This is a genomic window from Streptomyces sp. TLI_146, assembly GCF_002846415.1.
Lineage (GTDB): Bacteria > Actinomycetota > Actinomycetes > Streptomycetales > Streptomycetaceae > Streptomyces.
In genome coordinates this window covers 4969132-4982228 of the sequence record NZ_PJMX01000001.1, presented here as the reverse complement: position 1 = coordinate 4982228, position 13097 = coordinate 4969132, and the positions used below count along the sequence as shown (strand labels likewise).

Genomic DNA, 13097 nt, shown 5'->3' with positions numbered 1-13097 from the left:
GGGGCTACGGGCGGAGGAACTCCATCTCGACCTCGTGCGCGTCCGGCAGCCCGGCCGACGCGGGCACGGTCTTCCCGGTCCGCGCGAACCCGAACTTCCGGTAGAAGCCCTCGGCCCGCTCGTTCTGGTTGTGCACATAGAGCCGTACGCGTTCGAGCCGCGGCTCCTCCAGCGACCAGGCCCACTCCAGCGCGGCCTCGAAGAGCCTCTCGGTGAGCCCGATGCCCCGGAACTCGGGGCGTACGAAGACGCCGACCACATGTCCCTGGGGGGCTTCGATGTCCACCCCGAAGAAGTCGACGTTCCCGGCCTGCTCGACCAGGACGACGACGGTCCCGGCCCAGGTGCCGTCGGGGCCCTCGGCCACGAACTGGCGGGCGCCGGTGCCACTGCTGGCGCCGGCGGTACGTTCCTGCCAGAACACGTCCGGGTGGGCGTTGGCCTGCTCAGTGGTCTCAAGGAAAGCAAGAGGGGCGGAAGGGTCGGCGAGCCCGGCCAGCCGGAGCTCCTTGGCCTTGCGCCATTCATCGGCCCGTACGGGGCGTATCACGTGGTCCATGGCCAGATCCTGCCATGAAACGCAGAAAAGCCCCGCACCGGTTTCCCGGTACGGGGCTTTTCTCAAAATTTGTTCGGCGGTGTCCTACTCTCCCACAGGGTCCCCCCTGCAGTACCATCGGCGCTGAAAGGCTTAGCTTCCGGGTTCGGAATGTAACCGGGCGTTTCCCTAACGCTATGACCACCGAAACACTATGAAATTAACGAAACCGGGCAACAACACGGCTGTTCGTTATTTCAGAACTAACACAGTGGACGCGAGCAACTGAGGACAAGCCCTCGGCCTATTAGTACCAGTCAGCTCCACCCCTTACGAGGCTTCCACATCTGGCCTATCAACCCAGTCGTCTACTGGGAGCCTTACCCTCTCAAGGAGGTGGGAATACTCATCTCGAAGCAGGCTTCCCGCTTAGATGCTTTCAGCGGTTATCCTTTCCGAACGTAGCCAACCAGCCATGCCCTTGGCAGGACAACTGGCACACCAGAGGTTCGTCCGTCCCGGTCCTCTCGTACTAGGGACAGCCCTTCTCAATATTCCTACGCGCACAGCGGATAGGGACCGAACTGTCTCACGACGTTCTAAACCCAGCTCGCGTACCGCTTTAATGGGCGAACAGCCCAACCCTTGGGACCGACTCCAGCCCCAGGATGCGACGAGCCGACATCGAGGTGCCAAACCATCCCGTCGATATGGACTCTTGGGGAAGATCAGCCTGTTATCCCCGGGGTACCTTTTATCCGTTGAGCGACGGCGCTTCCACAAGCCACCGCCGGATCACTAGTCCCGACTTTCGTCCCTGCTCGACCCGTCGGTCTCACAGTCAAGCTCCCTTGTGCACTTACACTCAACACCTGATTGCCAACCAGGCTGAGGGAACCTTTGGGCGCCTCCGTTACTCTTTAGGAGGCAACCGCCCCAGTTAAACTACCCATCAGACACTGTCCCTGATCCGGATCACGGACCCAGGTTAGACATCCAGCACGACCAGAGTGGTATTTCAACGGCGACTCCACAACCACTGGCGTGGCTGCTTCAAAGTCTCCCACCTATCCTACACAAGCCGAACCGAACACCAATATCAAACTGTAGTAAAGGTCCCGGGGTCTTTCCGTCCTGCTGCGCGAAACGAGCATCTTTACTCGTAGTGCAATTTCACCGGGCCTATGGTTGAGACAGTCGAGAAGTCGTTACGCCATTCGTGCAGGTCGGAACTTACCCGACAAGGAATTTCGCTACCTTAGGATGGTTATAGTTACCACCGCCGTTTACTGGCGCTTAAGTTCTCAGCTTCGCCCCACCGAAATGGAGCTAACCGGTCCCCTTAACGTTCCAGCACCGGGCAGGCGTCAGTCCGTATACATCGCCTTACGGCTTCGCACGGACCTGTGTTTTTAGTAAACAGTCGCTTCTCGCTGGTCTCTGCGGCCACCCCCAGCTCAGAGTGCAAGACTCATCACCAGTGATGGCCCCCCTTCTCCCGAAGTTACGGGGGCATTTTGCCGAGTTCCTTAACCATAGTTCACCCGAACGCCTCGGTATTCTCTACCTGACCACCTGAGTCGGTTTAGGGTACGGGCCGCCATGAAACTCGCTAGAGGCTTTTCTCGACAGCATAGGATCATCCACTTCACCACAATCGGCTCGGCATCAGGTCTCAGCCTTAACGTGTGACGGATTTGCCTACCACACGGCCTACACCCTTACCCCGGGACAACCACCGCCCGGGCTGGACTACCTTCCTGCGTCACCCCATCGCTTACCTACTACAAGTCTGGTTCGTCGGCTCCACCACTTTCCTTTCCCCGAAGGGTCCGGAACGGCTTCACGGACTTAGCATCGCCTGATTCGATATTGGGCGTTTCAAAGCGGGTACCGGAATATCAACCGGTTGTCCATCGACTACGCCTGTCGGCCTCGCCTTAGGTCCCGACTTACCCTGGGCAGATCAGCTTGACCCAGGAACCCTTAGTCAATCGGCGCACACGTTTCTCACGTGTGTATCGCTACTCATGCCTGCATTCTCACTCGTGAACCGTCCACCACTAGCTTCCGCTGCGGCTTCACCCGGCACACGACGCTCCCCTACCCATCACAGCACCCGTTGGGGCTTAATTGCTGCAATGACACGACTTCGGCGGTACGCTTGAGCCCCGCTACATTGTCGGCGCGGAATCACTTGACCAGTGAGCTATTACGCACTCTTTCAAGGGTGGCTGCTTCTAAGCCAACCTCCTGGTTGTCTCTGCGACTCCACATCCTTTCCCACTTAGCGTACGCTTAGGGGCCTTAGTCGATGCTCTGGGCTGTTTCCCTCTCGACCATGGAGCTTATCCCCCACAGTCTCACTGCCGCGCTCTCACTTACCGGCATTCGGAGTTTGGCTAAGGTCAGTAACCCGGTAGGGCCCATCGCCTATCCAGTGCTCTACCTCCGGCAAGAAACACACGACGCTGCACCTAAATGCATTTCGGGGAGAACCAGCTATCACGGAGTTTGATTGGCCTTTCACCCCTAACCACAGGTCATCCCCCAGGTTTTCAACCCTGGTGGGTTCGGTCCTCCACGAAGTCTTACCTCCGCTTCAACCTGCCCATGGCTAGATCACTCCGCTTCGGGTCTAGAGCGTGCAACTATATCGCCCTGTTCGGACTCGCTTTCGCTACGGCTTCCCCACACGGGTTAACCTCGCTACACACCGCTAACTCGCAGGCTCATTCTTCAAAAGGCACGCAGTCACGACGTTGCATGCAAGCATGCAACGCGACGCTCCCACGGCTTGTAGGCACACGGTTTCAGGTACTATTTCACTCCGCTCCCGCGGTACTTTTCACCATTCCCTCACGGTACTATCCGCTATCGGTCACCAGGGAATATTTAGGCTTAACGGGTGGTCCCGCCAGATTCACACGGGATTTCTCGGGCCCCGTGCTACTTGGGTGTCTCTTAAACGAGCCGCATGAATTTCAGCTACGGGGGTCTTACCCTCTACGCCGGACCTTTCGCATGTCCTTCGCCTATTCATACGGTTTCTGACTCGTCTCACAGCCGGCAGACTGTGACAAAGAGATCCCACAACCCCGTATGCGCAACCCCTGCCGGGTATCACACGCATACGGTTTGGCCTCATCCGGTTTCGCTCGCCACTACTCCCGGAATCACGGTTGTTTTCTCTTCCTGAGGGTACTGAGATGTTTCACTTCCCCTCGTTCCCTCCACATGCCCTATGTGTTCAGGCATGGGTGACAGCCCATGACGACTGCCGGGTTTCCCCATTCGGAAACCCCCGGATCAAAGCCTGGTTGACGGCTCCCCGGGGACTATCGTGGCCTCCCACGTCCTTCATCGGTTCCTGGTGCCAAGGCATCCACCGTGCGCCCTTAAAAACTTGGCCACAGATGCTCGCGTCCACTGTGCAGTTCTCAAACAACGACCAGCCACCCATCACCCCACCAACAACATGGTGAGTTCACTGGGGCCGGCGACTGAAGGTGAAGCGGGCAAAGCCCGTGCCTTCAGACACCCAACAGCGTGCCCGGCCCGGCTCCCTCAGGTTCACGTTCCACGCCGAAGCAGTACTAGTGATCCCTCGAAAACCGTGCCGAATAGTCAACGTTCCACCCATGAGCTGACCGTGCAGAACATTTGCCTGCAATCGGTACTGTGCTCCTTAGAAAGGAGGTGATCCAGCCGCACCTTCCGGTACGGCTACCTTGTTACGACTTCGTCCCAATCGCCAGTCCCACCTTCGACAGCTCCCTCCCACAAGGGGTTGGGCCACCGGCTTCGGGTGTTACCGACTTTCGTGACGTGACGGGCGGTGTGTACAAGGCCCGGGAACGTATTCACCGCAGCAATGCTGATCTGCGATTACTAGCAACTCCGACTTCATGGGGTCGAGTTGCAGACCCCAATCCGAACTGAGACCGGCTTTTTGAGATTCGCTCCGCCTCACGGCATCGCAGCTCATTGTACCGGCCATTGTAGCACGTGTGCAGCCCAAGACATAAGGGGCATGATGACTTGACGTCGTCCCCACCTTCCTCCGAGTTGACCCCGGCAGTCTCCTGTGAGTCCCCATCACCCCGAAGGGCATGCTGGCAACACAGAACAAGGGTTGCGCTCGTTGCGGGACTTAACCCAACATCTCACGACACGAGCTGACGACAGCCATGCACCACCTGTATACCGACCACAAGGGGGCGACCATCTCTGGCCGTTTCCGGTATATGTCAAGCCTTGGTAAGGTTCTTCGCGTTGCGTCGAATTAAGCCACATGCTCCGCTGCTTGTGCGGGCCCCCGTCAATTCCTTTGAGTTTTAGCCTTGCGGCCGTACTCCCCAGGCGGGGAACTTAATGCGTTAGCTGCGGCACCGACGACGTGGAATGTCGCCAACACCTAGTTCCCAACGTTTACGGCGTGGACTACCAGGGTATCTAATCCTGTTCGCTCCCCACGCTTTCGCTCCTCAGCGTCAGTAATGGCCCAGAGATCCGCCTTCGCCACCGGTGTTCCTCCTGATATCTGCGCATTTCACCGCTACACCAGGAATTCCGATCTCCCCTACCACACTCTAGCTAGCCCGTATCGAATGCAGACCCGGGGTTAAGCCCCGGGCTTTCACATCCGACGTGACAAGCCGCCTACGAGCTCTTTACGCCCAATAATTCCGGACAACGCTTGCGCCCTACGTATTACCGCGGCTGCTGGCACGTAGTTAGCCGGCGCTTCTTCTGCAGGTACCGTCACTTTCGCTTCTTCCCTGCTGAAAGAGGTTTACAACCCGAAGGCCGTCATCCCTCACGCGGCGTCGCTGCATCAGGCTTTCGCCCATTGTGCAATATTCCCCACTGCTGCCTCCCGTAGGAGTCTGGGCCGTGTCTCAGTCCCAGTGTGGCCGGTCGCCCTCTCAGGCCGGCTACCCGTCGTCGCCTTGGTAGGCCATTACCCCACCAACAAGCTGATAGGCCGCGGGCTCATCCTTCACCGCCGGAGCTTTCCACCCAGAAGCATGCGCTTCCGGGTCGTATCCGGTATTAGACCCCGTTTCCAGGGCTTGTCCCAGAGTGAAGGGCAGATTGCCCACGTGTTACTCACCCGTTCGCCACTAATCCACCCCGAAGGGCTTCATCGTTCGACTTGCATGTGTTAAGCACGCCGCCAGCGTTCGTCCTGAGCCAGGATCAAACTCTCCATGAATGTGTACCGGTAATCCGGTGCGCACACACGAAAGAGCGGGACGGTCATGTCGGAATAAGACCGACCGTCCTCAGCGTCCTCGCTGTGTAATTGCCTGCCGACCACGAGGGCCGCCAGGACTTTTCAAAGGAACCTCCAACCCAACCGACAAGCGGTGGGCCGGGGTTGTCAATCTGGCGTTGACTTTTGGCACGCTGTTGAGTTCTCAAGGTACGGACGCTTCCTTTGTTCCCGTTTCCGGGCCCTCCGGGCGCTTCCTTCGTTTCCGACTCTATCAGACCGTTTCCCGGTCCGACTTCCTCGGTGCTTTCCAGGTTTCCGCTTTCGCGTTTCCCTTTCCGGCGGTTCCGACTCTATCAGATCCTCGCGGTTCCGATTTCCGGTCTCCCGGGTCAAGTCGGTTTGTCTTCCCGGCTGTTGGGCCGTTCCGACGTCCCAAACTCTAGCGGATTTCCCGGGCGGCTCCTAATCGGGCCGACCGATCCATCCGACCCCACTTCGGAAAGGAATTCGGCATGCCGAAATTCGTCCCGATCGGGAGGTCGTACTGAGGTGGGGTTGCCGCAAATCTGCGGCGGACGGTTGCCGCAGAACCGTTCCGTCTCCGTGACAACTCGAAGAACCTTACGCGCCTGCCCAGGGGGTGTCAACCCCCGTCGGCCGGTGCCTGTCAACCCATTTCGCGGGCCGTCAGTCCAGGTCCGTCAGCCGTCCGCCCGCGTCCGGCTGGGCGTGCTCCACCCGCCGCAGCAGACGGATCAGCATCTCGCCGAGCGCCCCGCGCTCGTCCGGGGTGAGGTCCTGGAGCAGGTCCTCCTCGAAGTCGGTGGCCATCTGCATGGCCTCCAGCCACTTCGTACGCCCCTCGTCCGTCAGCTCGACGATGACGCGCACCCGGTTGTTCTCGTCCCGGTCGCGCGTGACCAGGCCTTCGCCCGCCATGCGGTCGATGCGGTGGGTCATAGCGGCGGGGGTGAGGCCGAGGCGCTTGGCGAGCTCGCCGGGGCCCAGCCGGTACGGCTTGCCCGCGAGGACGAGGGTCTTCAGGACCTCCCACTCGGCGTTGCTGATGCCGAGTGCGGCGACCTGGCGGCCGTACGCCACGTTCATCCGGCGGTTCAGCCGGCCCAGGGCCGAGACGACCTTCTCGACCTGGGGGTCCAGGTCGCGGAACTCGCGCTGGTACGCCGCGATCTGCTCGTCGAGGGTCGGCTCCTCGGGGCCCGCTGGGCCGGTGGGGCCGCCGGGCTCGGTGGTCTCAGCCATGCCGCGAGTATCGCACGGGGGGCGTTGGCGTCTAAGTCCTTGAGTGTGTATTGTTGAGGTTCTAACTTTAGTGTTGAAGTCTTCGCACCTGAGACCTTCAGGTTCGAGGACTTCCACTTCGAGACCTCAAGGTGGTGAGTGTGACCAAGGTGATGGGCGCGGCGATGCGCCGAATCCAGGCGGGGAACGCGCTGAGCGCGTTCGGACTCGGGTTCACCGTTCCGTATCTGTACATCTACGTGGCTTCGGTGCGCGGGCTCGGCTCCTTCTGGGCCGGGATCGTCCTCGGCGTCTTCGCCCTGGCCGCGCTCGTCGCGCTGCTCTTCACCGGCCGGGTCATCGACCGCCGCGGCCCCCTGCCCGTCCTGGTCGGCGCCGCTGTCACGGCCGCCGTGGGCGCGCTGTGCCTCGGGCTCGCCAACAATCTGGTGACCGTCCTCGGGTCCGCCGCCCTGCTCGGCGCGGGCACCGCGGTCATGCAGCCGGCGCTCGCCACCATGATCGTGTGGTGCTCGGGGCCGACCTCCCGTACCCGTGCCTTCGCCATGCAGTTCTTCCTGCAGAACCTCGGGCTCGGCATCGGCGGGCTCTTCGGCGGCCAGATCGTCGACGAGAGCCGTCCGGCGTCCTTCACCCTGCTCTTCGCCATCGAGGCCGGGATGTTCCTGGTCCTCGCCGCGATCGCGCTGTCCGTGAAGCTGCCGCGCAACGCGGTCATCGCGGACGCCCGCCCCAAGGACGGCAAGGGCGGCAGCGGCTTCCGGGCCGTGCTCGCCCACCGCGCCATGCTCCAGCTCTGCGTCCTCGGCTTCGTGCTGTTCTTCGCCTGCTACGGGCAGTTCGAGTCGGGTCTCGCGGCGTACGGCACCGAGGCCGCCGGAATCGACCCGTCGGCCCTGGGCTTCGCCCTGGCCGCCAACACCGCCGTCATCGTGGTCGCCCAGTTCCTGGTGCTGCGCTTCGTCGAGCGCCGCCGCCGCAGCCGCGTCATCGCGTCCGTGGGGCTCATCTGGACCGTGGCCTGGCTCTTCGCCGGGTACGCGGGGCTCGGCCACGGCAGCCAGACCATGGCGACCGCCGCGTTCGTCTCCACGTACGCGCTGTTCGGGCTCGGTGAGGCGATGCTGTCGCCGACCGTGGCGCCGCTGGTCGCGGACCTGGCGCCGGAGTCGATGGTCGGCCAGTACAACTCGGCGTTCGCGCTGGTCAAGCAGATGGCGCTGGCGCTCGGCCCGTTCGTGGGCGGGCCGATGGGTGCGACGCTGCACGGCCCGTACATCGTCACCTTCATTCTGTTCTCGCTCGGCATCACCGTGCTGGCGCTGCGGCTCGGCCGGAAGCTGACGCCCGCGCAGGACCAGCCGACGCTCGCGGCCCCCTCGCGGGTGGTCGCCGTGCACAAGAGCGAGCAGGTCGGCGCTGCGGCCTGAGCCGTCGGCCGCCCGGCCCTCAGCCCGGCAGGGCGAACTCGCACCACACCGCTTTGCCGCCGCCCGGTGTGCGGCGCGAACCCCAGGACGAGGCGATCGTCGCGACGATCGAGATGCCTCGTCCTGACTCGTCCCCGGGCTCGGCGCGGCGGCGGCGCGGCAGGTGGTCGTCGCCGTCCGTCACCTCGATGATCAGCCGGCGGTCGGTGCGGCGCAGGCGCAGCCGCATCGGCGGGGTGCCGTGCTGGAGCGAGTTCGCCACCAGTTCGCTCGCCGCCAGGACTCCCAGGTCGCGCAGTTCGACCGGGAAGCGCCAGGAGGCCAGCACCCCGGACGCGAAGGCACGCGCGCGTGGCGCGGCTTCCACGCCGCCGAGCAGGTCGAGCGCCGCGTTGTGGAACAGCTCGGCGTCCGGGCCGGTGCGGGCCGGGTGCTGGAGGACCAGGACCGCCACGTCGTCGTCGTGCTCGGCGGTCACCCCGAGCGAGCGGATCAGCCGGTCGCAGACGACCTGCGGGGTGCCGACCGCGCCGGACAGCGCGCGCTCCAGGGACGCCACGCCCTCGTCGATGTCCTCTCCCCTGCGCTCGACCAGGCCGTCCGTATAGAGGACGGCGGTCGCGCCGGGCGGCAGGGCGATCGTGCCGGAGGTGTGCAGCCAGCCGCCGGTGCCCAGCGGGGGCCCGGTCGGGTCCGCCGCGCGGTGCACACTGCCGTCCTCGTGGCGGACGAGGAGGGGCAGGTGGCCCGCCGAGGCGTAGACGAGGCGGCCTTCGTTGGGGTCGTGGACCGCGTAGACGCAGGTGGCGATCTGGCTGGCGTCGATCTCGGCGGCCAGGCCGTCGAGCAGCTGGAGCACCTCGTGCGGGGGCAGGTCCAGGCGTGCGTACGCCCGCACCGCCGTGCGGAGCTGGCCCATCACGGCGGCCGCGCGGACCCCGCGCCCCATCACGTCCCCGATCACCAGCGCGGTGCGCCCGGCGCCCAGCGTGATCACGTCGTACCAGTCGCCGCCGACCGCCGCGTCCGTGCCGCCCGGCTGGTACGTGACGGCGACCCGCAGGTCGTCGGGCTGCTCCAGCTCCTGCGGGAGCAGGGAGCGCTGGAGCGTCACGGCGGTCTCGCGGTGGCGGCGCTCGCTGGCGCGCAGCCGCTCGGCGGCCTCGGCGTGGTCGGTGACGTCGGCCGCGAAGACGAGCACCCCGCCGCCCGCCTCCCCGCGCGCGGGGATCTCGACCGGGGTGCAGGTGACCGTGTACGACCCGCCGCCCTGGGCCTTGCGGGACTTCACCGTGCGCGGCTTGCCGCTGCGCAGCACCTGGTCCATCAGCGGCAGCAGGCCCAGCTCGTCCAGCTCGGGCAGCGCCTTGGCGGCGGGGGCGCCGACGGGGCGGGGGCCGAACGTCGTCGCGTACGCGTCGTTCACGTACGCCACACGGTGTTCCGGGCCGTACACCAGGGCGGCGAGGGCCGGGAGCTGGCCGAGGAGCTGACGGACCGACAGCTCCTCCAGGGCGGGCGCCGCCGGGCCCTCCGTCCCGTCGCCGTCCGGCCAGGTGTCGGGCCCGGGCCCGGACTCACCGCGCGCGGCGGGCACGGAGCCCCGGTCGGTCCGTGCGGCGGCGCGGCGCTGCGTACCGGGGAGCCGGGCGCTCCAACGCGTGAAGTTCACGGATCTCTTGGCCTCGTGTGTCGCTGGCTGCTGGGTCACGCTGTGCAGGTGTGGGCCCACCTATGGTCACACGTCCAGTGTGACGGACCGCACTGACAACCGTCAGTTCTCCTTGCCGCCGGTCCCCTTGGGACCCGGTTCGGGACCCGGCTCGGGGCCCGGTTTGGCGGGGCCGCCGCCCGCCGCCAGCTCGAATTCGGCGCGCGGGTGCTCCAGCGAGCCGAGCGAGACGATCTCACGCTTGAACAGGCCCGCGAGCGTCCACTCGGCGAGTACGCGCGCCTTGCGGTTGAAGGTGGGCACGCGGCTCAGGTGGTAGGCGCGGTGCATGAACCAGGCGGGATAGCCCTTGAGCTTGCGGCCGTAGACATGGGCCACGCCCTTGTGGAGGCCGAGCGAGGCGACCGAGCCCACGTACTTGTGCGCGTACTCGCGCAGCGGCTTCCCGTTGACGGAGGCGGCGATGTTCTCGGCGAGCACCTTGGCCTGGCGCACCGCGTGCTGCGCGTTGGGCGCGCACTCCTTGTCCTTCTCGGCGGCGGTGACGTCCGGTACGGCGGCGGCGTCCCCGGCCGCCCAGGCCTGCTCGACGCCCTCCACCTGGAGCTTCGCGGTGCACTTGAGGCGGCCGCGCTCGGTGAGCGGCAGATCGGTGGCGGCGAGGACGGGCGCGGGCTTGACCCCGGCGGTCCACACGACCGTACGGGTGGGGAAGCGGGAGCCGTCGCTGAGCACGGCGACGCGGTTCTCGCAGGAGTCGAGGCGCGTCTCCAGACGTACGTCGATGTTGCGGCCGCGCAGCTCCCTGATGGCGTACCGGCCCATCTCCTCGCCGACCTCGGGCAGGATCCGGTCGCTGGCCTCCACCAGGATCCACTTCAGGTCCTCGGGCTTGATGTTGTGGTAGTACCGCGCGGTGTAGCGGGCCATGTCCTCCAGCTCGGCGAGCGCCTCCACGCCCGCGTAGCCGCCGCCGACGAAGACGAAGGTCAGGGCCGCGTCGCGGACGGCCGGGTCGCGGGTGGAGGAGGCGATGTCCATCTGCTCGATGACGTGGTTGCGCAGCCCGATGGCCTCTTCGACGGTCTTGAAGCCGATCGCGTAGTCGGCGAGACCGGGGACCGGCAGGGTGCGGGAGATCGAGCCGGGCGCCAGGACCAGTTCGTCGTACGCGATCTCGACCGGCCCGGTGCCCTCCTCCTCGGTGGCGAGGGTGGTGACGGTCGCGGTCCGCGCGGCGTGGTCGATGCGCTGCGCCTCGCCGATGACGATGTGGCAGCGGTCCAGGACGCGGCGCAGCGGGACGACGACATGCCGCGGCGAGATGGATCCGGCGGCCGCCTCCGGCAGGAACGGCTGGTACGTCATGTACGGATCCGGGGCGACCACGGTGATGGCCACCCGGCCGTCGCGCAGCTGCGCCTTGAGCTCGCGCTGCAGACGCAGCGCCGTGTACATCCCGACGTAGCCGCCGCCCACGACGAGAATGCGCGTGCCGGGCGGTGGTTCGGGGCTCGGCCCCCGATTGATCGCAGCCTTCACCATCCCATGAGGCATCGGCGTCCGGTGTTTGTCCACAGGCCCGGCAAATTGTGTGACTGACGGATGTGGCCGGAACAGGTGCGGGGATTTCTCGTCGGTCGGGGAGAATGCGCAGGTCAGGGCCGGGAGATGGGGGCGGTTTGGGGGGCCGAATCGGGAACGTTCCGGTCCTTGCTCCGATCGGGGCACACACCGTGCGGAACAACCCCCTTCTGAATTGACTCCGGCTCAACTATGTTCGTACCTCGTCGGGGTGTCGGGTCCGGCCACCCGACTGTCAGGGCGGGGAGTCTCCGGGGGGAGACGTCATTACCGGGGGAACGGTTATGCATATTCAGGACTCTCATTGGCAGTCCGCCGTCGTCGCGTCGGCGGACGGCAATGGACGTGTGGGCGCGGTCGGCGGTGGTGGGAGCGCTTCCGCTTCCCGCTCCGCGCCGCTGCGGGTGGACGCCCAGCGCAATCTGGAGCACGTGCTGCGCGCCGCGCGCGAGGTGTTCGGCGAGCTGGGGTACGGCGCGCCGATGGAGGACGTGGCGCGCCGCGCCCGCGTCGGAGTCGGCACGGTGTACCGGCGCTTCCCGAGCAAGGACGTGCTGGTGCGGCGGATAGCCGAGGAGGAGACCGCGCGTCTCACCGACCAGGCGCGGACCGCGCTGGGTCAGGAGGAGGAGCCGTGGTCGGCGCTCTCCCGGTTCCTGCGGACGTCGGTGGCGTCCGGGGCCGGGCGGCTGCTGCCGCCGCAGGTGCTGCGGGTCGGGGTGGACGTGGACTCCGAGGAGTCGACGGTGGTGGGCGGTGCCGTCTCGCCCGTGCCCGTCCTTGAGCCGGTCGAGTCGCTCGACTCGTCGGGCTCCGGCGGCGCCGAGGCCCGTGTGCCGCAGCAGCGGCAGGCCGGGTTGGCGGGTGCGTCCGGGGTGCCGGGCGTGCCTGGCGTGCCCGATCTGCGGGTCGTCGAGCCGCGGTCGGCGTCCATGGACGAGCTGGACGACGCGGGGGCGGCGGAGCTGCTCGCGGTCGTCGGGCAGCTGGTGCAGCGGGCTCGTGAGGCGGGGGAGCTGCGGGGGGATGTGACCGTGGCCGATGTGCTGCTCGTGATAGCCACGGCGGCGCCTTCGCTGCCGGATCCGCATCAGCAGGCTGCGGCTTCTGCTCGGCTGCTGGACATTTTGCTGGAGGGGTTGCGGTCGCGGCCGGCGGGCTAGGCGGGGCGGTCAGCCACTGGCTGCGCGTCAGCCTCTTGCCGCGGGTCAGCTTCTAGCCGCGGGTCAGCCTCTGGCTGCGGGTCTTTGCGGGGCCGGGGTCAGGGCGGGTTGCGGGGTTCCGGCGGGGCCGGGGTGCCGCTGTGCCCGCCCGTGCCGCCCCTAGCGGCACGCACGCCCACAGCGGCGGCGGGTAGGCAGGCGCGCCCCGTCCCGTGTCCCCCCTCCA

Annotated in this window: 6 protein-coding genes and 3 rRNA genes; 2 read left to right on the top strand and 7 right to left on the bottom strand. The window is 65.7% G+C overall.

Features of this window, described 5'->3' with window-relative positions:
• Positions 1–4: 4 nt before the first annotated feature.
• The 5 genes from BX283_RS22395 to BX283_RS22370 form a co-directional block, all read right to left on the bottom strand.
• Positions 5–559 (bottom strand): GNAT family N-acetyltransferase, encoded by a 555-nt coding sequence (locus BX283_RS22395; protein ID WP_101389319.1) that lies wholly within the window; start codon positions 557–559, stop codon positions 5–7.
• 71 nt (positions 560–630) lie between these two features.
• Positions 631–747, bottom strand: a 5S ribosomal RNA gene (rrf, locus tag BX283_RS22390).
• Between the two features lie 78 nt (positions 748–825).
• Positions 826–3950: ribosomal RNA gene (locus BX283_RS22385) — 23S ribosomal RNA — on the bottom strand.
• A 280-nt stretch (positions 3951–4230) separates the two neighbouring features.
• A 16S ribosomal RNA gene (locus BX283_RS22380) occupies positions 4231–5756 on the bottom strand.
• Together the 16S, 23S and 5S rRNA genes form the textbook arrangement of a ribosomal RNA operon.
• 690 nt (positions 5757–6446) lie before the next feature.
• Complete coding sequence (locus BX283_RS22370) at positions 6447–7022, bottom strand: MarR family winged helix-turn-helix transcriptional regulator (protein ID WP_101389318.1); 576 nt, start codon at positions 7020–7022, stop codon at positions 6447–6449.
• Positions 7023–7174: 152 nt separating this feature from the next.
• On the opposite strand from BX283_RS22370, the gene BX283_RS22365 reads away from it, so the two are divergent.
• Positions 7175–8452: an MFS transporter gene (locus BX283_RS22365; RefSeq protein ID WP_180357473.1), complete on the top strand. Its 1278-nt coding sequence runs from the start codon at positions 7175–7177 to the stop codon at positions 8450–8452.
• 19 nt (positions 8453–8471) lie between these two features.
• On the opposite strand, the gene BX283_RS22360 is transcribed toward BX283_RS22365, so the two are convergent.
• Together BX283_RS22360 and BX283_RS22355 are read right to left on the bottom strand one after the other, a co-directional pair.
• On the bottom strand, positions 8472–10124 hold the full coding sequence (locus tag BX283_RS22360; RefSeq protein ID WP_101389316.1) for a SpoIIE family protein phosphatase: 1653 nt from the start codon (positions 10122–10124) through the stop codon (positions 8472–8474).
• Between the two features lie 102 nt (positions 10125–10226).
• Entirely contained in the window at positions 10227–11669 is a 1443-nt protein-coding gene (locus tag BX283_RS22355; RefSeq protein ID WP_101389315.1) for an NAD(P)/FAD-dependent oxidoreductase, read from the bottom strand.
• 323 nt (positions 11670–11992) lie between these two features.
• Between BX283_RS22355 and BX283_RS22350 the strand changes: the two genes are divergently transcribed.
• Positions 11993–12871, top strand: coding sequence for a TetR/AcrR family transcriptional regulator (locus BX283_RS22350; protein WP_101389314.1), 879 nt, complete (start codon positions 11993–11995; stop codon positions 12869–12871).
• Positions 12872–13097 lie beyond the last annotated feature (226 nt).